This is a genomic window from Thermodesulfovibrionia bacterium, from assembly GCA_030646035.1.
Taxonomy (GTDB): domain Bacteria; phylum Nitrospirota; class Thermodesulfovibrionia; order UBA6902; family UBA6902; genus JACQZG01.
Genome location: JAUSMY010000010.1, coordinates 130,806 through 155,632, shown reverse-complemented (window position 1 = coordinate 155,632; position 24,827 = coordinate 130,806). Strand labels below are relative to the sequence as shown.

At 38.5% G+C, this 24,827-nt stretch carries 24 protein-coding genes; 18 read left to right on the top strand and 6 right to left on the bottom strand.

The window, feature by feature from the left end; all coding sequences use genetic code 11:
* Positions 1–3: 3 nt before the first annotated feature.
* The 6 genes from Q7U10_01640 to Q7U10_01615 all read left to right on the top strand — a co-directional run bounded on the left by Q7U10_01640 (position 4) and on the right by Q7U10_01615 (position 6,802).
* Entirely contained in the window at positions 4–939 is a 936-nt protein-coding gene (locus Q7U10_01640) for a glycosyltransferase (GenBank protein MDO8281322.1), read from the top strand.
* Positions 936–2,216 carry a glycosyltransferase family 4 protein gene (locus Q7U10_01635; protein ID MDO8281321.1) on the top strand — a complete coding sequence of 427 codons (1,281 nt, stop codon included), beginning with the start codon at positions 936–938 and terminating at the stop codon, positions 2,214–2,216. The genes Q7U10_01640 and Q7U10_01635 overlap by 4 nt, the downstream gene beginning before the upstream one ends.
* A 47-nt stretch (positions 2,217–2,263) precedes the next feature.
* Complete coding sequence (locus tag Q7U10_01630) at positions 2,264–3,169, top strand: class I SAM-dependent methyltransferase (GenBank protein ID MDO8281320.1); 906 nt, start codon at positions 2,264–2,266, stop codon at positions 3,167–3,169.
* Between the two features lie 119 nt (positions 3,170–3,288).
* Positions 3,289–4,188, top strand: coding sequence for a class I SAM-dependent methyltransferase (locus tag Q7U10_01625; GenBank protein MDO8281319.1), 900 nt, complete (start codon positions 3,289–3,291; stop codon positions 4,186–4,188).
* Positions 4,189–4,224: 36 nt separating this feature from the next.
* On the top strand, positions 4,225–5,184 hold the full coding sequence (locus Q7U10_01620) for a methyltransferase domain-containing protein (GenBank protein MDO8281318.1): 960 nt from the start codon (positions 4,225–4,227) through the stop codon (positions 5,182–5,184).
* 16 nt (positions 5,185–5,200) lie between these two features.
* Positions 5,201–6,802: a glycosyltransferase family 39 protein gene (locus Q7U10_01615; GenBank protein ID MDO8281317.1), complete on the top strand. Its 1,602-nt coding sequence runs from the start codon at positions 5,201–5,203 to the stop codon at positions 6,800–6,802.
* Between the two features lie 24 nt (positions 6,803–6,826).
* Here Q7U10_01615 and Q7U10_01610 read toward each other — a convergent pair whose 3' ends face one another.
* On the bottom strand, positions 6,827–7,813 hold the full coding sequence (locus Q7U10_01610) for a GDSL-type esterase/lipase family protein (protein ID MDO8281316.1): 987 nt from the start codon (positions 7,811–7,813) through the stop codon (positions 6,827–6,829).
* Positions 7,814–8,107: 294 nt separating this feature from the next.
* On the opposite strand from Q7U10_01610, the gene Q7U10_01605 reads away from it, so the two are divergent.
* From Q7U10_01605 to Q7U10_01550, 12 genes are all read left to right on the top strand, one after another.
* Positions 8,108–9,178 carry a hypothetical protein gene (locus Q7U10_01605; protein MDO8281315.1) on the top strand — a complete coding sequence of 357 codons (1,071 nt, stop codon included), beginning with the start codon at positions 8,108–8,110 and terminating at the stop codon, positions 9,176–9,178.
* Positions 9,179–9,527: 349 nt separating this feature from the next.
* Complete coding sequence (locus tag Q7U10_01600) at positions 9,528–10,103, top strand: polysaccharide deacetylase family protein (protein ID MDO8281314.1); 576 nt, start codon at positions 9,528–9,530, stop codon at positions 10,101–10,103.
* Between the two features lie 89 nt (positions 10,104–10,192).
* A complete protein-coding gene (locus tag Q7U10_01595; protein MDO8281313.1) occupies positions 10,193–11,188 on the top strand; it encodes a radical SAM protein in 996 nt (331 codons plus the stop codon).
* A gap of 25 nt (positions 11,189–11,213) precedes the next feature.
* Positions 11,214–13,460, top strand: a complete 2,247-nt coding sequence (locus Q7U10_01590; protein MDO8281312.1) for a glycosyltransferase family 4 protein — start codon at positions 11,214–11,216, stop codon at positions 13,458–13,460.
* Positions 13,461–13,464: 4 nt separating this feature from the next.
* A complete protein-coding gene (locus Q7U10_01585; GenBank protein ID MDO8281311.1) occupies positions 13,465–14,913 on the top strand; it encodes a sugar transferase in 1,449 nt (482 codons plus the stop codon).
* Positions 14,914–14,941: 28 nt separating this feature from the next.
* Positions 14,942–16,051: an NAD-dependent epimerase/dehydratase family protein gene (locus tag Q7U10_01580; GenBank protein MDO8281310.1), complete on the top strand. Its 1,110-nt coding sequence runs from the start codon at positions 14,942–14,944 to the stop codon at positions 16,049–16,051.
* Positions 16,051–16,755 carry a nucleotidyltransferase family protein gene (locus Q7U10_01575; GenBank protein MDO8281309.1) on the top strand — a complete coding sequence of 235 codons (705 nt, stop codon included), beginning with the start codon at positions 16,051–16,053 and terminating at the stop codon, positions 16,753–16,755. Before Q7U10_01580 ends, Q7U10_01575 begins: the two co-directional genes overlap by 1 nt.
* A gap of 70 nt (positions 16,756–16,825) precedes the next feature.
* Positions 16,826–17,815, top strand: coding sequence for a GHMP kinase (locus tag Q7U10_01570; GenBank protein MDO8281308.1), 990 nt, complete (start codon positions 16,826–16,828; stop codon positions 17,813–17,815).
* Between the two features lie 92 nt (positions 17,816–17,907).
* Positions 17,908–18,477 carry an SIS domain-containing protein gene (locus Q7U10_01565; GenBank protein ID MDO8281307.1) on the top strand — a complete coding sequence of 190 codons (570 nt, stop codon included), beginning with the start codon at positions 17,908–17,910 and terminating at the stop codon, positions 18,475–18,477.
* Between the two features lie 44 nt (positions 18,478–18,521).
* The gene (locus Q7U10_01560) at positions 18,522–19,625 is read left to right on the top strand and encodes a glycosyltransferase family 4 protein (GenBank protein MDO8281306.1); all 1,104 of its coding nucleotides are present in this window, start codon (positions 18,522–18,524) and stop codon (positions 19,623–19,625) included.
* A 21-nt stretch (positions 19,626–19,646) separates the two neighbouring features.
* A complete protein-coding gene (locus Q7U10_01555) occupies positions 19,647–20,489 on the top strand; it encodes a polysaccharide deacetylase family protein (GenBank protein MDO8281305.1) in 843 nt (280 codons plus the stop codon).
* A 2-nt stretch (positions 20,490–20,491) separates the two neighbouring features.
* On the top strand, positions 20,492–21,136 hold the full coding sequence (locus tag Q7U10_01550) for a class I SAM-dependent methyltransferase (protein ID MDO8281304.1): 645 nt from the start codon (positions 20,492–20,494) through the stop codon (positions 21,134–21,136).
* A gap of 12 nt (positions 21,137–21,148) precedes the next feature.
* Here the strand turns inward: Q7U10_01550 and Q7U10_01545 are convergent, their stop codons facing one another.
* The 5 genes from Q7U10_01545 to Q7U10_01525 all read right to left on the bottom strand — a co-directional run bounded on the left by Q7U10_01545 (position 21,149) and on the right by Q7U10_01525 (position 24,826).
* Positions 21,149–22,117 carry a glycosyltransferase family 2 protein gene (locus Q7U10_01545; protein MDO8281303.1) on the bottom strand — a complete coding sequence of 323 codons (969 nt, stop codon included), beginning with the start codon at positions 22,115–22,117 and terminating at the stop codon, positions 21,149–21,151.
* 24 nt (positions 22,118–22,141) lie between these two features.
* On the bottom strand, positions 22,142–23,383 hold the full coding sequence (locus tag Q7U10_01540; GenBank protein ID MDO8281302.1) for a glycosyltransferase family 39 protein: 1,242 nt from the start codon (positions 23,381–23,383) through the stop codon (positions 22,142–22,144).
* 89 nt (positions 23,384–23,472) lie between these two features.
* Positions 23,473–24,126 carry a methyltransferase domain-containing protein gene (locus Q7U10_01535; GenBank protein ID MDO8281301.1) on the bottom strand — a complete coding sequence of 218 codons (654 nt, stop codon included), beginning with the start codon at positions 24,124–24,126 and terminating at the stop codon, positions 23,473–23,475.
* Positions 24,127–24,198: 72 nt separating this feature from the next.
* The gene (locus Q7U10_01530) at positions 24,199–24,357 is read right to left on the bottom strand and encodes a DUF5989 family protein (GenBank protein MDO8281300.1); all 159 of its coding nucleotides are present in this window, start codon (positions 24,355–24,357) and stop codon (positions 24,199–24,201) included.
* Between the two features lie 52 nt (positions 24,358–24,409).
* The gene (locus Q7U10_01525; protein MDO8281299.1) at positions 24,410–24,826 is read right to left on the bottom strand and encodes an SxtJ family membrane protein; all 417 of its coding nucleotides are present in this window, start codon (positions 24,824–24,826) and stop codon (positions 24,410–24,412) included.
* Position 24,827: the final 1 nt, after the last annotated feature.

The window sequence follows — 24,827 nt, the reverse complement described above, 5'->3', positions numbered from 1 at the left end:
AAAATGATGACAATCTCTGTGGCTATTCCAACAAAAAACAGATGTGAAGACCTGTTAAACACCCTAAAGAGTATCTTAATACAGGCTTATTTACCATCTGAAATAATAATAGTTGACCAGAACATTTCACCAGATGTTAATAATGCAGTATTATCTCTATTCAATAACTTGGATGAATCAACGAAAAGCGGAATCAGTCTTAAATATATTCATGCCACTGAAATAACCGGATTGGCCCAGGCAAGAAATGTAGCATTGAAAAGGAATAAAAGCGATATCCTGCTTTTTCTGGATGATGATGTGCTTTTGGAAGAGGATTTTATTTTTCATATACTGGAGACATACAGAAAAGATCCCTCTCTTTACGGAGTAGGCGGTACAATAACGAATCTTCATCAGGGTTTTATCGGCACTATCTTGTATAAATATTTTATGCGCGGCAATTTTACCGACAAACGGATGTTTATCTATTCAAATCCCCGATATAATGATATGGAATATTTAGAAGTGTCCACATTGCCGGGTTGTGTAATGAGTTATAAGAAAGAGGTTTTTCAGGAATTTTTATTTGATGAAAATTTCATTGGATACGGGTTGTCTGAAGATTTTGACTTTTCATTCAGGGTGTCGAGAAAATACAGGCTTGCGATGACCCCGAAAGCAAGGCTGGAGCATGTGTGCTCTAATGCTGGAAGAGCTGATGATAAAAAGTTGATAGAGAATGTGATATTGGCGAAACATTATTTTTATAAGATGAAGTTACATAAAAATATTTATAATTTTATCTGCTACATGTGGCTTCACTTAGGATACGCGGTCTTCGGATTTTACCTTGCAGTTGTCAGATTCAATCTCGATGGCCTTATTGGCTACACAAGGGGAGTTAGGAAAATTATTAGAGGTGAGAGTAGCGATTTTATTTTGCCAGGGAAAGCATGAATATTCTTCACATTAACAACTTCCATTACTTCAGAGGCGGGTCTGAGTCTGTCTATTTCAACACAGCAAAATTATTGGAAGAACATGGACATCATTCCGTCTTCTTTTCAACGCAGCACCCTGAAAACATACCCTGTGAAATGGATAAATATTTTATGCCATATGTGGATTTTAGTGCGAGACACAGCATCATTGACCAGCTTAAAATTGCCGGGCGGGTTATTTATTCTCTTGAAGCAAAGAAAAGGTTAACAAGATTAATCGAGGAATATCCTGTTGATGTGGCCCATCTCCATAATATCTACCATGTTTTTTCGCCTTCAATACTGCATGTTTTAAAAAAGAAGAAAATTCCAGTTGTTATGTCTTTGCATGATTATAAGATGGTTTGCGGGTCATATACGCTTTTAAGGCGGCACCCTATATATGGGACAGTATGTGAAGAATGCAGTGGAGGCAAATATTATAAGGCGGTCAAGAACAAATGTGTCAAAAACTCTTTTGCAAAAAGTCTTTTGACAGCAGTGGAAATGTATCTCCATCACAAAGTTCTTGATATTTACAAAAATGTAGACATCTTTATATGTACCAGCAAATTTGCAAAAAGCAAACTGGAGGAAATGGGGTTTAAGAAGAACTTTTTTTATTTGCCGAATTTTATTGATACAAAAAAACTCAGTGCGTTCAATTTTGCTGCTGGCAAAATTGAGAAATCAAAGGCGGTGCTTTATATCGGCAGACATGTCCCGGAAAAGGGATTATGGACTTTGCTTGATGCCGCCGGGATTCTTTATAAGAAAAATAAAACTATTGAGATTAAATTGAGCGGAGAGGGTCCATTCACTGAAATATTGAAAGCTAAAGTTAAGGAAGAGAATATCGGCAATGTCAGGTTTCTTGGATTTTTAAAGTATGAAGATCTGTGCTGTGAGATACAGAATAGTGCAGCAGTTGTATTGCCGTCAGAATGTCATGATAACAACCCTATTTCGGTAATAGAATCTTTTGCAATGAGTGTCCCTGTCATAGGGGCAAGAATGGGGGGGATTCCGGAACTTGTAAGGGACTATGAGACGGGTTTGACTTTTGAGGCTGGCAACGCTCAGGACTTAAGTGAAAAGATTGAATATGTAATTGATAATCCTGACAAAGCTGCAGATTGGGGAAAGATGGCAAAGAAATTAGTGGAGGAAAAACTGGGTGCTGAAAAATACTATGCTGACCTTATGGAAATTTATCAACTTGCAAGCAAGAAGGCTGTTAGTTATGCTTCATAGGTCATAAATCTGGAATTAATATATCCATACAAGGAGAAAATTATTCTGTGAAAACTGTAATGAGTGGGCAAAAAATATCTTTTCTCGATCGAATATCATCAATGTTGTATATTTTTCATGCTTATCGTACAGGTCTTTTTGGAGATGCAAAAGGGGAAATAAGTTTTCATAAGCAGCTTCTGGAAATTTTCAGGGCTAACGTTAATATTGATATCAATAAAGCAAGAATACTTGATTTAGGGTGTGGGCAGACTGCTGTACAAACGATTCTTTTTAAAGCTGATGGTGCTGATGTTACAGGCATAGATATGGAGGTTCCAACATATAAGATGGGGATAAAGACCTTTATGCGTGTTATAAGAGCTAATGGTATAGAACGTGCTGTTAAGTCACTGGCAAGGCATCTTTTATTTGACAGGCGATTTTTTTCAGAACTATTTTCCGGATACGGGAAAAGTATTCCGCTGAATGAGTTAGATATTCGCATTATGAATGCAACGGATCTTTCTTTTCCTGATAATCATTTTGATTTTATTTATTCTGCCTGGACCTTTGAACATATTGAAGATGTCCCAGGTGCGATAAGGGAGATTAACCGAGTTTTAAAGCCATCTGGAATCGCCTGGATCGGGATACATCTTTTCCCGAGTTTATCAGGGGGGCATCATCTTGATTGGGCTGAACCTGATAAATCTCTCTCAGACAAAGTGTCGCCATGGGATCATCTGTTAGATAACAAATATCCTGTAAATACATATCTGAATAGATATCGTTTGGGTGACTACAGAGAATTTTTCTCCAGGCACATGAAGTTATTAAACGAAAAAAGAACTTATGAAGGAGAATCACTATTAACGGCAGAATTAGAAAAGATGTTGCAACATAAAGATTATACGAGAGAAGACTTAATCACAAGGATTGTTGTCTTTTTATGCAAAAAAAATAATGTGTAATGTTTAAGTGATAATCTGCCGCATCTGTTGTGCGTTACTTTAAAGGGAAGCGGCTATTGTTATATAGGTTTAGTTTTCACTATCAACTGAAGCGCCGGAAGCCGGGAGGGAAACGATATATGAAGAATGTTATGAGCGGGCAGCGAATACCGTTTTTTCACCGCATGCTGTCATTTCTAGATATTTATCGCGCTTACAGGGCTGGGCTTCTTGGAGATGCTGCATCAGAAATAAAATTTCACAACGATTTACTGGACATATACAGGAAACACACCGGTATTGAAATCAGCCAAGCTAAAATACTTGATATAGGATGCGGCCAAACTGCTGTACAGACGATTCTTTTTAAAGCTGATGGAGCGGATGTTACTGGAATAGATCTGGAAATACCAACATATGAAATTGATCTTGCAAAGTTCATTCGTATATTAAGGAAAAATGGCATGGAACGGGCTGTTAAATCACTGGCAAGGCATCTTTTATTTGACAAGCGTTTTTTTTCAGAACTGTTTTCAGGATACGGGAAAAATATTCCACTGAATGAGTTAGATATCCGCATTATGAATGCAACTGATCTTTCCTTTCCCGATAATCATTTTGATTTTATATATTCAGCCTGGGTATTCCAGCATATGGATAATGTTGATGGAGTTGTCAGGGAGATAAGCCGCGTGCTCAAGCATTCAGGAACAGCATGGATAGGAATACACCTGTTTCCCAGCGTGTCCGGCAGTCACCATATGGAGTGGAGCGAGCCGGATAAGTCCCCTTCAAAAAAAGTACCTCTATGGGATCATCTTTTGGAAAATCAATATCCGGTAAATGCATATTTGAATAAATTACGACTCAATGAATTCAGGGAAATATTCAATAAGTATGTAGAAGTTATTGAAGAGAAGTTTATTTATGAAGGAGAAAAATTATTAACTCCAGCCCTTGAGGCCGTTTTATTGAGCAAAGGATATACAAGGCAGGAATTACTTACAAGGGTTGTCGTCTTCATCCTTAAAAAGAAATGAAATATTCACACTACACATCCAGATGGAAATGACAGTATGATGTTTGTTATCAGTCACATAATCAAGGGTGTTGCTACCCATATCCCCGGCATGTATAAACCAGTCTCCAAAGGGACCGGGGGTGGTGCGATGTTGGCAAGATACTGTTATTCTGTATGGCTAAGACACCTTGTCATGGCATACAAGAACGGCCTTTCTATTGACTTGCATACCGTTGCCGAACTTGGCCCAGGGGATTCCCTCGGAATAGGACTGGCAGCCCTTTTATCTGGAGCGGATAAATATTATGCTTTTGATGTGGTGAAACATGCCGATAATGAGAGGAATGTAAAAGTATTCAATGAGCTTGTTGAACTATTTAATAAAAGGGAGAGGATTCCCGATGAAGTTGAGTTCCCAATGCTTAAGCCTCTTATGACCTCATATGAATTCCCGCATAATATCTTAACAGCTGAAAGGATCAAGGCTTCACTTGAAAAAAAGCGGCTTGTAGCCATAAGGAATGCCATAACAAATATGGGAAGTGACAGTGGCAATAATATACAAATCGCTTACTATGTTCCTTGGTATAATGCTGATATTCTTAAGGAAAAATCAGTTGATATGATTTTTTCGCAGTCTGCTCTAGGGCATATTGATGATCTTGAGCATACCTATGAAGCCTTGGCCAGATGGGTCAAGCCGGGCGGATATATGTCCCATGTTATTGACTTCAGTTGCTGCGGATTTGCGCGGGAATGGAATGGACACTGGGCATATTCAGACCTGACATGGAAATTAATAAGAGGCGGAAGGCCATATCTGATAAACAGACAGCCATACTCTGCCCATGTAAGATACCTCGATAAATTCGGCTTTGATATAGTCAGCAGCGTGAAAACCTTAAATAATTCCGGAATCGGGAGAGAAATGCTCGCATCAGGATTTCAGAACATGCCTGATGAGGATCTGACAACATGCGATGCCTTGATACAGGCCGTAAGAAAACAGGTGTAAGGAATATCCTTTAAAGATGAAAAAAGAGCGTATAATCTTATCCGCTATTCTGCTAATTGGTTTGGCTGTCAGGATATTTATTTTCAATAACGAAGTATATGTCGGTATTGACGGCGTATCGTATATGCGTCTCGGAAAAAACCTGATAGAAAACGGCAGATATGCCTTTGGTGAAAATTATAACTGGGGTGTCTTCTTCCAGCCGATGTATCCGATATTGATCGGCATGACAGATCTCCTCTTTAATGATCTTTTCTTTTCAGCAAAATTCGTATCCTTGTTTTTCAGCGGAATAACCATATTTTTATTTTACCTGATCGGGAAGGAGTTGCATAATGAAGAATCAGGCTTGTTCGCCTCTTTTATTTATGCGTTTCACCCCTCGATGCTTGAAGTATCTGTCAGGGTTGCTACAGAGGCATTGTTCTTCTTTCTATTATTCCTTTGCATCTACCTGTATATGACTTCAATCAGAAAGAATAAATTTTACAGTTACATGCTGCTTGGAATTCTGACAGCATTTTTGTATTTAACAAGGCCTGAGGGTATTTACTTGTTGTTATTGCCTTTTCTGTCATTGGTTGGGAGCAATCCGTTTAAGAATAAAAAAAGATTGCTGGGAGTTGCCGTCGCAATTGTATTTTTCTTCCTGATTTCATCCCCGTACTTATTTTATATAAAGAATTCCACTGGCAAGTTTGCGCTGTCCGGTAAGGCTGTTTATCTTCCTGTAATCCTAGATGCGGGAGTTAAATCAGAGGAGGTCGAATATGATAAGGCAGCTTATTCGCTGAATGATAGAAAAACACACTTGCAGGCCTTTGATGTCACCAGTAAAGCGTCTATCATCAGCGTCATAGCAAAGAAGCCGGCTGAATTTGTTAGAGGTTATATAAGCAATTCAAAGATAGCATTAAAAACGGTGTTGCGGTTTTTAATGTCTGTTTTAATGCCTCTGCTTTTTGCTTTCTTCAGCAAAGATTTATTTAAAGACAGGAACAAGATGGTTCTGCTTGTATTTTCATTTGTATTTTTTGCGGTTTATCCTTCTTTTTTCATCCTTGAAAAACTCATGTTTCCAACTGCTCTATTTCTGGTTTTAATTGCATCATTGGGTTTCGTCCGCTCCACTGCGGCTATATCTGCAGCAGCAGCTTATTATTGCATCAGGGATAATAGAGTCGTCCTGTGTCTTGAGAAGAATATTAAATGCATAATCATTATGCTTTGCATTTTGACACTTTGTTTCTTCAATGCATTCAGAACCGATATTTTTGGCGAGAAAGAATTTCCGGTTGAGCATATGAAGGCCGGTTTATTTTTAAAGAACAGAGTTTCGTCAGAATATGAAAAACTTAATGTCATGCATCGTACTCCATGGGTCAGCTTTTACAGTGATGCGAGATATACTATGTTGCCGTATGCCAATTCCTCTGATGTGGTAAATTTTGCAAAGAGATATCATGTTGACTTTATTGTGATTGACGAGCGCTCATCTGTATCTGAATGGGAAATGTATAATGAATTAATAAATATGGATAAGTATTCTGATGAGGTTGACCTTGTATATGAGGACGATTCAGAGAAGCTTATCAGGATGTTTAAGGTTAAATATTAGCGGATAAACATAACTCTTCAGTATTTAATTCAGTAATCCTTCGTTTCTTATCTTCTCATATATAGTATTTGAAATAATTGAATTAGCCTTGGCATTAGCATGGGGGTCCTCAAGGCTGACCCATAAAGATTCAGGTTCCTGATCGGCAAGATACGGGAGGAGATCGAGAAAAGGCACTTTGCCTTCTTCTGAGATCTGAGATATATATTGCGTTGCAAATCGAAAAGGATAATTTTTAAGGTTATGCAGTTCCGGGATGTTTACTATAAGCAATTTTATGTTGTTTGCATTACATAATGTGATAAGTTCTTCCAGTGATTTTTTGTTTGATGCAAGGTTGTCAGGATTATGAATATACAGATCCCCGTAGTATTTTTTCCAGTCATAACTTTGATCCAAAGCTGTTTTGAATTTAATAAAGCGGTCAAGCAGGAAAGCCATGAAATAAGAATTTCTTCTTGTCTTATATTCTAATGGGGTCACATTATGAGGGGTTGGCTCAGCGTCATTAATGAAATACATAAGGATCACTAAGTCAGGGTTAAGGCTTAATCCTTTTGATTTAAATAGTTCGGTTTCCATGATGCTGTTATAGTTACCAACACCCATATTAATGACCTCATAGCTGTTTTGGTTTTCATTTAGCGATTTTTCAAGTTTTTTTGAATAAATATCTTCAAATTCAACCCCCCAGCCCAGCGTAAATGAATCCCCGATAAAAACAATTCGTTTTTTGTCTTCGGGTTTTTTGAGAGTATACTCAAAATCTCTGAAGCCCATAGAATTAGTCTTTATTTTGGCATTGTAATAGACACCTTCTTTATTAGGGTAGTGATGAAATGGAAGTCGTTTATTGTCTAATGGCTGCTTTATTTCTGCAGCATATCTCCACATCTCCATATTATAATTTGAAAATCTCGGATAAAAGGCCCTAATGCTGAACTCGCCAAAGAGAAACAGCATAGTACAGATAATTATGAAGGCAATTAATGAAAAAAGTATTTTCTTCATTTCACATCTTAATGTTGACGTTTATTGCTTCCATGTCAGCAGTCTCCATATCCATGAATATTACAAATGTGTTCTAAATGTGGTTGTTGTCAGAATTGCCTGCTTTAAAAATGATACAGTAATTAATAGGAAAAAATAAACAGGAGATCCTATAATATTATTAACGTCTTAATAATTATCAGGTTGAGCATATCACTGCTAATTACGACTCAAATTCAAGAAAAACATTCGTAGAAAGGTTAGAATACTCAGTAATTTCATAAACAGTTTCCTATAGTTATATAAGCCAAAAAAATGAAAAGTAAATTTCTCAACATAGCCATTTCCATTGTCAGTATACTTCTGATGTTGTTAGTTCTGGAGGTTGCGGCAAGGATATATAAAAGTGAATATAGTTTCAAGAATTTTGTTGATGAAAAGAGTATGTTTTTCCGTTCCGCCTATCCTGCAGAATTTGATCCTGAGTTATTGGGGTGGATACCGAAAAAAAGTGTATCGAATAAAGAAAATGTCTGGGGAACAACCCTTACAATCCTGGAGAATGGAATCCGCTCAAACGGCCAGGATAGTCCTCAGTCCGGTTTATCCGATTCTGCCCCGGTTTTAGTTGTGGGTGGTTCATTCACTTTTGGCGATCAGGTTTCAGACCATGAAACATTTCCGGCTATTTTGGGGAAGATGCTGCAGAAGAGGGTGATTAATGCAGGAGTTTTTGGATATGGGACTGATCAGTCTTTCTTAAGAGCAAGGAAGCTCATCGATATTTATAAACCTGATATTTTAATTATGGATGTTATGTATGATCATGTAATGCGTGCTGAACAGTCGGTCAGAAGAGGAGTTGGTAAACCTTATTTTGAAGCGTCAGGCGGGAAGCTAATTCTAAAAAACATTCCTGTACCACCGCCTTCTCAGGAACAGGCAATTCTGGGCAAGTTTCGCAAAGTTCTTGGGCACAGCTTTTTTATTCATATATTTATGATGAGAATAAATCCGGAATATTGGCTTCAGGGGATATGGAACGATACAACCGAACATGCTGAAGGAGTAAAAGTAACCTGTCTTATTTTTAAAGAACTTATGGATATTGCTAAAACAAAAAACATAAAGGTATATATTCTTCTTCAATATCATGACATGACATCCCAAATACATGAAGTACCGTTGCCGGAGATGCTTGAAACCATGGGCCAGCTAAAAACCTGTCTTAAGGGATCATCTCTTACTGTAGTTGATTTGTGGCCGTCACTCCTGGAGCTTAAAGAAAATAATGAAGAGGAATATAAAAGCATGTATAAAGGGCATATGACCGCAAAAGGCAATGCCTTTGTCGCAGCAAAGCTTAAAGAAGCCATGGGATTATGATGCTGTTTTTCTTTGAGTTAACCGTGGCATGGATGCAACCCTTCTTTAGTTATTATCAATATAAATGTATTGATTTGACCAAAAAATGTCCAGAAAGATATTAAGACTGAAATACAGGATTGCATGGCATATATTAGCTATAATTTCTTTCCTGTTATTTTATTCCGGGATTCTCCCTTTATACACATACCTGCTCAGAAAGGTCTTTAAAAAGCATAAAGCTGTTGTATTGATGTATCACCGGATCGGCAATAGCAATGATATACCGGATATGACAGTCCCCGTAAAAAACTTTGAGAGTCAGATATCTTACCTTAAGAATAATTATAGAATTATATCTCTGGATGAAATGGTAGATGCGTATCTGTGTAATAAGAAGTTTGATATTGATACAGTTGCCATTACATTTGATGACGGGTTTAAAGACAATTATACACATGCATATCCTGTGCTGAAAAAAAATAATGTTCCGGCAGCAGTATTTGTTGCCTCTTGCTTCATAGGGGATAAAGAAGGACTGAGCAAAGACGATATGGCCATAATGCAAAAAGGCGGGATAAGATTTGGCGCGCATACTATGACACATAAAGTTCTGGCTGAATTAATCAGAGATGCGGCTGTCCGTGAAATCTGTGATTCAAAATCAGCGCTTGAGGAAATTCTTCAGGAAAAGGTTAATTATTTCGCATATCCATATGGCAAGAGAGGAAGAGATTTTACAGATGAGACAATGCAGGTTGTTAAAGATGCCGGTTTCATTGCTGCTTTTGCAACGGACAACGGATTTATTACTGAGGAAAATGATATTTTCGCGCTAAAAAGAATAGGCGTGAGAAACTTTCCTTTGTTTGTATTAAAGGCCCGGCTTTCCGGCATATTTGAAAATAGCTTAATACATATTTTTCGTAAATGTTTTCGGATATGACAATAACAGGCAGGTCATAATCGTAACTTTTCCCCGTGAAGTTGTATAATAATATAATCTTTTCTTATAAAAATGAGGGGTAACTATTCATGGAAAGCGCGGTTGTTGTAACTTACCGGTGCAACGCGAAATGTCAGATGTGCAATACGTGGCAGCATCCGAGTAGAAAGAGTGAAGAGATCGGCCCTGAAATCATGGATAAGATCCCCTCGGGACAGCATCGGATCAATCTGACAGGCGGAGAAGCTGCTCTTCGTGATGATCTAATGGATATTGTAAGCGTGCTTGTTAAAAAAACTCCTCGCCTTGAGATCAGCACGAACGGTTTTTTCACCGAGCGCCTTGTCGCGGTCGGAAAAAAATATCCGCAGGTTACTTTCAGGATAAGCCTTGAGGGATTACCTGCGCTGAATGATGAGATAAGAGGCATTAAAAATGGTTTTGACCATGCCATGAAGACAGTCCTGGGCCTTATGGAAGCGGGTGTTAAAGATGTAGGTTTTGGAATGGTGGTTACCGATAAAAACGCTAACGACCTCCTGGATCTTTACAGGCTATGCAGTTATATGGGGGTTGAGTTTGCCACATGTGTTATGCACAATTCCTTTTATTTCCATAAGCATGATAATAAAATTGAGGATCTTGATTTTGTTGTGCGGAAAATGAATGATTTTATAACTGCCTTGCTCGCTTCCAAAAGGAAGGATCTACGGCTCAGGCTAAAGGATATGGGAAGGGCCTATATCAATTATGGTTTAACCAGATACATGAAAGGTGAGATCAGAAGTCTTCAATGCGGAGCGGCAAAGGATCTTTTCTTTCTGGACCCCTACGGCATGATCTTAGCCTGTAACGGATCTGAAGAACCATGGGTAATGGGAGATTTGAAAACGCAGGATTTTGATAATATCTGGAATTCTCCGAAAGCGGAAGAAGTCAGGCAAAATGTGAAAAAATGCGGCAAGAATTGCTGGATGGTCGGCACGGCTGTTCCGGCAATGCGTAAAACTCCGTGGATTCCCCTGCTCTGGATAACGGAAAACAAATTGCGGTTAAAGTTCAATAAAGAAATATGCCTCGATTAAAAATATCTCTGCCTGTTAACCGATCATGAAATTAAAGATAGCAGTGCTTGGCGCCAAGGGCATCCCGCATCCCGGAGGGATCGAGCATGTGATGGAGGAAGTCGGCTCCCGTCTGGTCAATAAGGGGCATCAGTTTGATATATTTGTGCGCCGGGATTATATGAAGGATCAGCCCATTAGCAGCTATAAAGGAATGGGTCTGCCCCGCAGTCCGGGCATTCACAGCAAGAATCTTGATGCGATAACCCATTCACTTACCGCCTTAGTAAAAATACTGTTTGGTGGATACGAGATAGTCTATTTTAACTCGGTGGGGTTATCGGTATTGAGCTGGATACCCAGGCTGTTTGGCAAAAAATCAGTTGTTCACACGCATGGCCTTGATTGGAAAAGAGAAAAATGGGGCAGAATTGCAAAAATGCTGATACGTTTTTCTGCATATACAACAGCCAGGTTACCGAACCTTACGATATGCTGCGGGCAGACTGATAAAATCTTTCTCGAAAAGCATTATGGCAGCAGTTGTCAGTTTATCCCGAATGGAGCTCCTCCCCCGGTTTTTCGCAAGCCTGAACTGATAAAGGAATATGGACTCAAAGGGAAAGACTATGTTTTATTCATGTCACGATTAGTTCATTCAAAAGGATGTCATTTTCTTTTAACGGCCTGGCAGGAAATGTCTTTGGAGCAGAAAAATGGAATGAAGCTGATCATTGCAGGAGATAGTAATTTCAAGAACGAATACACAGATAACCTTCGTAAAGAATATGAAAAACTGGAAGATGTTATTTTTACTGGATTTGTAACAGGAGATTTAAGAGAAGAATTACTAAGCAATGCATATTGTTTTGTGCAGCCTTCTGTACTTGAAGGATTGCCTCTCTCTGTATTAGAGGCGCTGAGTTATGGTTTATTTGTTTTGACAAGTGATATTCAGGAAAACAAGGATGCGATACGGGATTGCGGTGCGACTTTTAAAAGCGGTGATGTGGATGACTTAAAAGAAAAAATTAAGAAAATTATCAATATGAGCCGGGATGAGATTGAAAAAGAAGGTATCCGGGCCAGGGAACTTGCGCGTAATGAGTACAACTGGGATCAGGCGGCTGATAAGCTTGAAAAAAGTTTTATTAGCCTGTTTGAAAAACAGAATTCTAAAATGAAGATAGCAGTGCTTGGCGTCAAAGGCATGCCGCATCCCGGAGGGATCGAGCATGTGATGGAGGAAGTCGGCTCCCGCATGGTCAACAAGGGGCATCAGTTTGACATATTTGTGCGCCACAGCTATATGAAGGATAAGCCTATCAGCAGCTATAAAGGGATGGGTTTGCTTCAAAGTCCGGGTATTCACACAAAGCATCTTGATGCTATAACTCATTCACTTACTGCTTTAGTAAAAATACTTTTCGGTGGATACAAGATAGTTTATTTTAACTCGGTGGGGTTATCGGTACTGAGCTGGATACCCAGGGTATTCGGCAAAAAAACAGTTGTTCACATACATGGACTTGATTGGAGAAATGATAAGTGGAACAGATTTGTGAAAAAGTTGCTGCGGATCTCTGCTTATTCATCAGTTAAGTTTCCTAACATTACGTTTTGTACTAATATAAGACATAAAAATATGTTGGAAAAAGTCTATGGCATGGAAACTATTGTTTTAAGAAATGGAGTTCCTGAAGCTAATTTACGTCAGCCAAAACTTATTTTACAATATGGTATTAATGAGAAAGATTATATTCTTTTTCTGTCAAGATTAGTTCCTGAGAAAGGCTGCCATTTGCTTTTAAAGGCATGGGAAGGATTGCCGCAGGATATTAAAAAAGGAAAAAAACTGGTTATAGCAGGAGATACTAAACACAGAGATAAATATTATAAAAGACTTTTAAAATATGCAAAACATGAGGATATTATTTTTACGGGATTTGCCATAGGCGCTTTAAAAGAGGAATTATTCAGCAATGCATATTGTTTTATTCATCCTTCCATTGCTGAGGGGCTGCCGGTTTCCGTATTAGAGGCGCTTAGTTATGGCCTTTATATCCTGGCCAGCGATATACCGGAAAACCAGGATGCGCTTCATAATTGTGGCGCTGTATTTCAATCTGGTAACATAATTGACTTAAGGCTGAAGATCGAAGATATCATTAATGTTAAACCTGAGATTATGGAAAACGAAAGGATTAAAGCTATTGAACTTGCCAGAAAAGAATACAACTGGGATCCGGTAGTGGATCACCTTGAACAGCTTCTTTTGGAACAATTAAAATAAATATATGACAACTGACTATCCGGTACTAAACAGATTAGGTAAAATATTCCTTGATAATCTTCTTACAATATCTTCGTTTTTCGTTGCTATATCTTTAAGGAATGCCTCACTTAATCTTTATGAGTTCGGTTCTGCAGTCGAATGGGATCAACATCTGCTCATCCTTATAATAATTGTTATTGTCTGGAGAGGGCTTTCCGGTTATCAGGAAGCTTATACAGGGCAGCGATCTACATCTTATCAGTATGTAGGACAGAGATTTACTACCTTAAAGACTGATATCCTGATTGTTTTGAGGACGGTCTTGATTGGATCTCCTATTGTGCTCTCCATTGCCTTTTTAATAAAATCAGATTTCCCCAGAACCCTTATGCTCTTTTTCGGAGTTGTGAATTTCGTAATGCTTGCTGTAGAAAATGTAATTTTATTCCAGGTCGTTAAATACTTGCGAAAAAAGGGAAGGAATATAAGAAATATCTTAATCCTGGGGACAGGGGAGGTTGCCAGGGAATTTATTGATTCTGTTAAGATGCATGTGGATTGGGGGGTTAAGATAATCGGCCTTATCAGCAGAGAGCAGATTAATGTAGGAAAACAGTTTTTTGGCTACGAGACAGTAGGTTATGCAGGAAACCTTTCAGAAGCTTTACACTCTTATCATATTGATGAAATTGTTGTGGCTTTGCCTGCCAAGCATTTAGGAGATATTGAGGAGGTAATGGCTGTATGCGATAAAGAGGGTGTGCCGTTCAGCATTATCTCTCCTTTTTTCAAAAACCTTATTTCAAAGTCCAGGACTGAGCTTATTCACGGCATTCCGATAATTAAATTTCTGCCTGTAGAAAGAAATGATCTGGAGATGGCAATTAAAAGAATAGCTGATATAGCAGTATCTTTTGTCGGGTTGACCGTGCTTGCACCCTTATTTGCTTTTATAGCAGTACTTGTAAAGCTTGATTCTTCAGGCCCTATATTCTACAAGTGGAAGATACTGGGGCTCAATAAACGTCCCATGACAAGCTATAAGTTCAGAACGATGCTTAAAAACGCAGACATTTTGAAGGAAGACCTGATCAGATTCAATGAAATGAGCGGAGCGGTTTTTAAGATGAAGGATGATCCAAGGGTTACAAGGGTTGGGAAATGGCTTAGAAAATACAGCCTTGACGAACTGCCGCAGCTCTGGAGTGTTTTTAAGGGAGATCTGTCACTGGTTGGCCCCCGTCCTCCTCTTCAGAGCGAAGTAGAAAAATTTGAAGGCTGGCACAGGAGAAAACTTTCTGTAAAGCCGGGCATTACCTGTCTGTGGCAGATAAGCGGAAGAAATGCTATTAAAGATTTTGATGAGTGGATGAAACTCGATCTGAAATATATTGATGAGTGGAGTTTATGGCTGGATATTAAAATACTCTTCAAGACGATTTATGTAGTCTTCAGGGGTACGGGCGTATAGTATTTAGAGTGGTTGAAAGGAGGCTGGAGTGCATATATTAGTTACAGGCGGAGCAGGTTTTATCGGATCACATACTGTGGACAGGCTGATCGGGAAGGGGCATAAAGTAAGGATCCTTGATAACCTTCAAAAACCTGTCCATTTAAAAGGCAGGCCGGATTACATCAATAAAGATGCAGAATTTGTATTAGGTGATGTCAGAGATAAAACAACCCTTGAAGATGCGTTGAAGGGTGTAGACGCAGTTTATCACTTTGCCGCATACCAGGACTATCTCCCTGACTTCAGCACATATTTTCATGTCAACAGTGTAAGCACCGCGCTTATTTATGAGATAATTGTTGAGAAGTGCCTTCCTGTTAAAAAGGTCATCGTGGCTTCATCTCAGGCAGTTCTTGGTGAAGGGCTTTATTCATGTCAGGAACACGGGGAACTTATCCCTGATATCCGCCTTGAAGAACAGCTATCCAAGGGTGACTGGGAACATCACTGCCCTCACTGCAGCCAATATATGAAACACCTTGCAACGCCGGAAGAGAATATCAATCCTCAGAATCAGTATGCGATATCAAAATATACACAAGAGATCACAGCTATAAACCTCGGCAAAAGGTACGGCATCCCCTCGGTTGCAATGAGGTATTCAATCGTCCAGGGTCCGAGACAGTCTTTTTACAATGCATATTCAGGCGCGATGAGGATCTTTTCATTACATCTGTATTTCGATAAACAGCCAACCATTTATGAGGATGGAAGACAGAACAGGGACTACATTAACTATCTTGATGTTGTCGATGCCAATTTATTGGTGCTTGAGGATGACAGAGCAGACTATCAGTGTTTCAATGTGGGCGGCGGTAAGGAGTTCACTGTGCTCGATTTTTACGAAAAGGCCCAGAGCGTCACAGGAAAACGGATAGATCCTATTATTTCAAAATGTTACCGCTATGGGGATACAAGGCATATTTTGTCTGATATCAAAAAGCTGAAGTCATTAGGTTGGGCTCCCAAGGTTCCGATAGAGGAGAGCATAAGCGAATACTGGGATTATTTAAACAGCCAGGCAGATATAGAGGATATCCTTGATTACACTGAAAAGACCATGAAGGGCCGCGGTGTTGTCAGGGCTGTTAAGTAATGAAGGCCTTTTTGCTCGCTGCCGGAAAAGGCACACGCCTGCAGCCCTTGACCCTTCACACGCCGAAATGTCTCATTCCAATTGCCGGACGGCCCTTAATTGAATACTGGTTCGATCTTTTTGTGCATTACGGTATTGATGAAGTGCTGATCAATACTTCATATCTGGCAGATACCGTCATGGAATATATGAAGAAACATTCAAGGAACCTTAAGATAAGGATCACCTATGAAAGTTCTCTTCTTGGAAGCGGCGGGACAGTAAAAAAAAACTGGGACTTTGTTGAGGAAGAGGAATTTTTCTTTATTATATATGCTGATAATTTAACTAATATAAACCTGAAGAAAATGTTTGAATCACATAAACAAATAAAAATGGATGTTACACTTGCTGTTTTTAGTGTTCCAAATCCAAAAGAGTGCGGCATTGTTGAGGTGGATGAGTCATTGAGGGTGGTCTCTTTTACGGAAAAGCCTGAAAATCCTCTATCCAACCTGGCGTTTGCAGGTATCATGTTGAGCAACAGGACGCTGAAAGACTTTTTTCCGGACAGGGATATTTTTGATCTGGGGTTTGATGTGCTGCCTAATACCATAGGCAGGGCGGCGGCGTATATTGTTGAGGATTACCTGTTAGATGTTGGAACTCCTGAAAAGCTTAAGCAGGCAGAACATGATGTTATCAATAAGGTGTTCAGCATTTAAGTTTGTGGAAATTGTAAAATACATTACAGGTTATATGGTAAACAATGCGAAAGTATAGAGGAAATAATCAATGGTAATATCACAGACTCCGTTAAGGATATCTTTTGTCGGCGGCGGTACGGATCTTAAGTCATTCTACAGCAAGGAAGACGGGATGGTTCTTAGTGTAGCTATCGATAAGTATGTATATGTGGTCGTTAAAGAGCGGTTTGATGAAAAGATCTATATTAATTACAGTCAAAAGGAGATTGTAGACAATGTCTCTGAGATAAAGCATGATCTGGTACGTGAGTCGATGAAGAAGGCCGGTATATCTTCAGGCGTAGAGATCACGACCTTAGCTGATATCCCGTCTGAAGGTTCCGGGTTAGGTTCTTCAAGCAGTATTACCGTATGCCTCCTTAATGCTCTATACAGCTATGCAGGGGTACAGGTAACCAATGAGCAGCTTGCATTGGATGCTTGTGAGATCGAGATTGATATCTGCAAAAAGCCTATTGGGAAACAGGATCAGTATGTTGCTGCTTACGGCGGGCTGAATAAAATAACTTTTCATACTGATGAATCTGTATCTATTTCGAGGCTGCCTATTTCGAGTGATGATTTCAGAAGATTTGGTTCTAATCTTCTGCTCTTTTATACGAATATGACCAGAAGCGCAAATGTGATACTGGAGCAACAAAATAATGATACAGAAAATAACAGAGAGTCATTAAGAACAATGAGGAATTTAGTTCCTCGTTTTGCAGACCTTCTTATTGACGGCAGAATCGATGATACCGGGAATATCCTTCATGAGAACTGGCTTCTGAAAAAATCACTGGTAACCACCATTTCAACTAATGATATTGATAATATGTATGAAACAGCTATGGCTGCAGGTGCATTGGGAGGCAAGATTTGCGGAGCAGGAGGAGGAGGTTTCCTTTTGCTTTATGTGCCAAGAGACCGGCAGGATGGGGTTAGATATGCGTTGAAAGCATATAGAGAGCTTCCTTTTATGCTTGAAAAGTTTGGAAGCAGGATAATATTTAATTATAGAGGGTATCCGTTTAAGTAAAGTTTTCAGTGTAGCTTTAAAGTATATTCATGCTTATGAAAAAGTTTAGAAATCATATACTAACTTATGATATTAAAGTAAATTAGATAGAAATGAATAAGGTAATAAGTGTTCAATACATTGATCAGCTAAAGGAACTTTTAGATGTCTTCCCCCATGATAAATTTGCAGAGATTGCCCAGATACTTCTTTCTGCTTATGATGAGGGCAGGCAGATTTTTATTATGGGGAACGGCGGGAGCGGTTCGACAGCATCCCACTTTGTTTGCGACATAAACAAAGGCAGCTGCCTTGAACTTAAGAAGAAATTCAAGGTTATCTGTCTTAATGATAATCTTCCGACCATTCTTGCTTATGCTAATGATCTTTCCTACAACGATATTTTTGTAGAACAGTTGAAGAATTTTTTTAATCCTGGAGATATTGTTATTGGTATTTCCGGAAGCGGTAATTCCCAGAATGTGCTTATTGCAATTGCATATGCAAATAAAAACGGCGCCAGGACAATTGGCTTATCAGGTTTTGATGGAGGCAAACTGGCAAAGATTGTTGATGTTCCCTTAGTGGCTGCTATAAATGATATGCAGAAGGTTGAGGATGTACATTTAATTGTTGTTCATATGCTGATGCAATATCTCTGCAGGGTATTACATATCAGATAGAAGAATATCAAACGACGAGAATCCTTATTACACAATATGACTAAATGAAAATTGTAGTAATCGGCACGCGCGGGTTTCCTGAAGTTCAGGGAGGTATTGAAAGTTATTGTGAGCATTTATATACCCATATGGCTGAACTTGGAACGGATATAACGGTCTTTACAAGGAAACCATATGTTAACCCTGAGGTTACCACATATCAAGGGGTTTCATTGGTTGCTGTTGATTGCCCCAAGAGCAAGTATTTTGAGAATATTGTTCATTCAATCAGGAGTATTTTCAAGGCACGCAGACTTCAGCCTGACATAGTTCATATCTATTCATCTTACATATTTGCGCCGCTCGTAAAGATGCTTGGCATCAAGGTTGTAATAAATGTTATGTGCCAGAGCTATAAACATAAGAAATGGGGGTTCTTTGCTAACCTTTTCTTAAGAATTAACGAGGCACTGGGTGTTAAGTTTGCGGATAGTGTCATTGCTATATCTGAACCTATAAAATCTGCTTTAGAAGAGCAGTATCATAAGCCTGTGGTCTTTATCCCAAATGGCGTTTATATGCCTGAGCTTTCTGTTACTGATGAAATATTGCCTGAACTTGGCTTGAGCAGACAAAAATATATTCTTTCAGTAGGCAGATTTGTAGAGGGGAAAGGATTTGATGATTTGATAGAGGCTTTTATTGGTGCAGATAGCAAAGACTGGAAGCTTGTTATAGTTGGACGTGCGGATCATGAAAGTAGCTATAGCAGGGGTCTGGAAGAAATGGCGAAAGAGAATGAAAATATTATTTTAACAGGCTTCATATCTCGCAAACATCTGCAGGAACTCTATAGCTATGCCGGTCTTTTCGTTTTGCCATCGTATGATGAGGGCATGCCAACTGTTTTGCTTGAGGCAATGAGTTATGGTTTGTCTTGTCTGGTAACTGATATATCTGCAAACAAAAACCTGGGCCTGCAAGGTGACAGATTTTTTAAAGCTGGGGATACTAATAAACTTAGTGAGAGGATTGTGGAGTGCATTAATGTCCCAATCTCTCAGGATGAAATGAAAGCACAGATTAAAATGGTTGCTGAGAGGTATAGCTGGAGTAATATAGCCTCTGAGACACTTAAGGTTTATAAAAAGGTTTTATCTGAACGCTAAGATTGTTTTGCAGGTTATAAAATGAAATGTATATTTTCAGTCGATGTTGAGGATTGGTTTCATATATTAGACTTGCCGTCAACACCCGCAATAGAGGAGTGGGGTGGGCTGCCATCCCGCGTGGAAAAAAATTTTATGAGACTCCTCGATATTTTCAGTGAAAAAAATGTTCATGTCACATGTTTTTTTCTTGGATGGGTTGCTGAGAGATTTCCTCACTTGGTAAAAGAGGCTGGAAGCAGGGGTCATGAAATAGCTTCTCATGGATATTCTCATACCTTGGTATATAAAATGACAGAACAGGATTTCTTTCACGATGCCGTCAAGGCAAAAGACATAATTGAGAACATATCTGGTCAATCTGTTCTTGGATACCGCTCTCCCGGCTTTTCCACAACTGAAAGAACTCCTTGGTTTTTTGATAAACTCATTGAAGCAGGATACCGTTATGACTCATCCGTATTTCCTGCTTCCAGGGGGCATGGCGGGTTAAAGTCGGCATGCTTCTCTCCGTATTTAGTAACTCGTGGGGAGTATAGTATTATGGAATTTCCCATAACCGTAACTAAATTATTTGGGAAACCATTTTGCTTTTTTGGCGGAGGCTATCTCAGGCTTTCACCCTATTATCTTCTGAGGAGAATGACCCTAAAAACACTGAAAGAGGAGAGGCCCGTTATTTTTTATATACATCCAAGGGAGATTGACGAGGGCCAACCTCGCCTGCCTATGAATTTAAAGAGAAGATTCAAGTCCTACGTTAACCTGAAAACGACACAGGATAAGATACATAAAATACTTGAAGATTTTGAGGTTACAACATTTCAGCGATTTATGGATGGCTATACTTTTGCAGGGAGATAACTATGCCAATAAATAGAACATCTGATTTTTTCGATATGTATGCTCATGGGTTCAATGCTATTTACGGCAATAAAAATAATCTTCTAAATAATTTTATAAATAATATATTCAGAAAGAGTATGAAGATAAGATTTGTAAAGGTTATTGAAGGTTGCGAACCGGTTGAAGGGAAAAGTGTTATGGATATAGGTTGTGGCCCAGGTCATATTGGTATATCACTGGCCAAGAATGGAGCTGGCTATGTATTTGGAATAGACTTTGCCGAGGGAATGATTGAATTAGCAAAAGAGAATGCAAAATTGGCTGGTGTGGAACAGAGATGTGAATTTATTTTAGGTGATTTTATGCTGACTGATATTGAAAATAAGTTTGACTATTCAATCGTCATGGGCGTTATGGATTATATAGCGGAACCGGCTGAATTTATAGAAAAAGTGCTATCAGTGACAAGATCAAAGGCGTTCTTCAGTTTTCCTGAGGATGGTGGCGTATTGGCTTGGCAGCGCAAGCTGAGGTATAAAAAGAGATGTGATCTTGTTATGTACAAAAGAGAGAGTTTGAACGAGCTTTTCTCAGGTTTTAAATGTAAAGATGTGAGTATCGAAAAGATCAGCCGTGATTTTTTTGTTACAGCTTTTATGGAATGAAGTTAAAGCTGTCTATTTTGAATTTCTGCTGAGAGCTTTACCCTTTATCTGTAAAGGAACCTTGGGGACGTTGTTAATATCTAAGACTAAAGCCTGCAATAACAATTGAAAACCGAATATTAGGGTTACAACGGAGATCATAACAGTGCCGGTAGGAGTGGGGACAGAAGCAACAGCATTTATAATCCAGTTATAAAGGCCGAAGACAAAACCAAAGATAAAAAGTAAAGAGCCTGAAAAAAGAAAAAGTGAGACTGCGGTAAAATCAGCAATAAAATATCTCCATAATATTCTCTTAACTAAAGAACTTATCAGGAAAAATGGGAATGTCATGGATACTTCTAATAAACTCAGATGGCTTTGCTCGGTGCCGTATTGAGTCGGTATTTGTATGTCTTGAACAACTGCCTTAATTTTATATAGATTGATAAGCATATCAGACTCAAAGAAAAACCCATGGTTTATCTTATTCAGATTAAGGCGAGAGAGCGCTTCTCTGTGGATAGCTGTAAAACCGCTTGTAGGATCAATAATATCCCAATAACCTGATACAATTTTAGTAAGGAATGACAGAATGATATTACCGACAAGCCTAACCGTGGGCATCTGCCTAATAGTTTCGATATCGAGGAAGCGGGCCCCTTTAGTGTAATCGGCCTCACCATTTTTTATTGGAGAGATAATATCAGGGATTAGTTTGGGGTCCATCTGTCCGTCCCCGTCTATTTTTATAATAATATCGGCCCCTTCTTTGAGTGCATATCTGTATCCTGTGACCATAGCACCGCCAACACCGGTATTGCTCTCATGCCTGATTAATTCTATTCTTTTGTCCTTCAGTGAGGATACGGTTTCATAGGTGTTGTCTTTGCTGCAATCATCGACAACAATTATTTTGTGTATTTCTCCAGGTATCTGTCTGATAACATCAGAGATGTGTTTAGCCTCGTTGTATGCTGGTATTACGGTAAAAATTTTCATTGTATGACCTTGTGAATAGTTTTTTTATGATGATGTCTGTTTTCGTGTGCTGATAAGATTGTATATAAATATAGCAACGATAGCAATTAATAAAAGGTCAAATGGAAGCCTGTAACGAATCCTTGTTAAAAAAATCCCTAAAAAAAAGGCTTGAGATAAATAAAGAACAATAAGCAAAAGCTCATACTTGGAGATATTGAAGTGTTTTAGAAAGATTATTCTAAGAAAAAAAATAAACAATAATGGCCAGTATGTAAAGAGCATGATTATATCTTTGAACCTGCTTGTATAAGTCCCTAGTTTTCCAGAATATTCATTATGATAATTAAAGTAGTTCAGTGTTTTTAAGAAATAAAGTTTTAATGTTTTTGATTTATTATTTTTAATAAACTCAACGGCTTTTGAAGTCAAGTATGAGTTTGCTTCAGTTTCGTTCATTCCCCGTGACGCGTCATAGTATTTTAAAAGATCCTCCTTTGTTGGTCCTGAATTCGGAAGAGTATGTTCAGAGTTGCCCTGAATTAAAGCGCTTCCTGATGAGGTTGAGATAAGGACAAAAGAGTTAAAGACTGAATAGTTCCTTGCAGACCAAAGGAATATAACGAAGAATGCTGCAAAAAGAATGATGATGGAACTTCTTATTCTTCTTTCTTTCTTGAAAATCAAGACCCAAAAAGAAACAATGAACAAGGAAAAAAGGAAAGTCGGGGCAGTAAGTATAAGATACCCGAAAAGAAGACCAACCAGAAGAAAGGGTTTTACTGAGGTTGTTTCGGCCTGAAATAGGATAAATAAAATCAGCATAAATAAAGTGGTTCCGAAGGTCTGTGAATAGAGAGTTCCTGCAGTGTAAAAAAGTACAGGGTAGCATATTACAATGACAACGCTGATCAAACCTGCTGATGGAGAGGATAATTTCTTTGCTATATTATAAAGCAGATAAATGGAAAAACAAAATGCAATAAAATTTACAATACGAAGCTGGATTAGTGATGCACCAAGTGATATGAAGAGAGAAAGAAAAATCGGGTATCCAGGTGGCCAGTATGCGGTGGGATTTTCACCATCTAATGTGTAACTATGTGTCGAAATAATATTCTTTGCTATTGTGAAATAAGCTTGTTCATCCCAGAATTGTATCTTATCACCAAGGTAAAATGAATAAATTATTCCACAAAAGAGAATGAAACCGGATAAAAACAGAACCATACGGTCTTGCTTTATTTCTGTAAGTGGTAATGATTTCTTTGCAATTTTGTTTGACATTTCATTGAACAATCATTGATTAAATATAGCCACATTGTTAGAAAAAAACTTTTATATGTGAATTGATATTAAGTTGAAATAAATGTTGTTCAGGTTGGTTTTTTCCAAGCCACAAAAAGATGGTTGAGGCACCATTGTGTCCCAAAATACTTCTTTGTAATATGAATAAAACCGGCCTTTTTGAGTCTTGGAATAATTTCTTTATCTCTCAGATAATATTCCTCACCTTCCTGCATGCCGCGTTCTGAATCAAGGTCAAACTTTGTCCCCAATAACTTGTCATAATATTCGACCACCTTGTGTGTTAATAATTCAGCAAGCGGGTTCCCCATAGTCACAATAATATTACCACCTGGTTTTAGGCAGCGATATGCTTCAGAAAGTTCAATGTCTCGCAGGTGTCTTGGTATATGATTAATATTTGCAATGAAGGTAACAGAATCAAATGTGCTGGCATCAAAAGGGAAGCTGGTAGGGTCTTTCAATATATGCTCATCAGAAAGTCCTTCGTACTGATAAACATCTATTCCCACTCCATTTCCGTTCAGGTACTCATTTATAAATCTATTATGTCTGCCACAACCCACATCAAGACAGTATCCGGTTACTTCAGAACTCACATAATCAAAGCGTTCAGAAGCAAGTGAGGAAAACCCTATTTTATCTTTATCAATAAGAGTAAAGGCTCGAATTGGAAAAGACAAAAAGTCTTTGAGCTTTTTTTGTGGTGATCTCTTGAGCATGTTTTCAATAAACAGATGTAATGCTTTACCGTTAACAAAACAGTGATTACAGTATTACAAGCGGACGATTTTCTAAAACAGGGTATAGATAAAAGGTGCCAGCGCTGAACCTTCTGAGAATATTATTAAAGCTCCCAGTAAGATCATGAATATAACTATTGGTGCCAGCCACCATTTTTTTCTAACTCTCAAGAAATCCCAGAATTCTGACAAGATAGATAATTTGCTCATTTAACCTTTCACCTCACAATATAGAATTTAGATTATTTAATACGTAAATCTATCAGAACTGTTTTTCATATCTATTTTTCTCTAAGGTTGTTTGTTCCTTTGTAATCCAGTAACTCTCAGCGTCAGTATGAAATTTCTTATCAAGAAAATGTTTTCCAAAGAGACCGGCGATAAGTCTTATCGGGGTAAAGACAAGGAAATACAGGATAGCGAGAATCACTCTTGTCATGAACCAGCCCATAGTAACTGCCATGCCCATCCATGCTTTCTGTATTGGTTTTAATATGGCTGGAGCAAGTAAACCTGAAAGGATAAGGCAAGCTGCAAGGGTCAGAAAATAAACATAATAGTCTTTCCCGCGCCAGAATAGTAATCCTCCAAAAATTCCGAAGACAATCCCGACAGTCAAACCGAACTTCCTCAGGTCGGTTGTTTCACTCCTGATATTTTTGATATCTTCTTTAAGCATC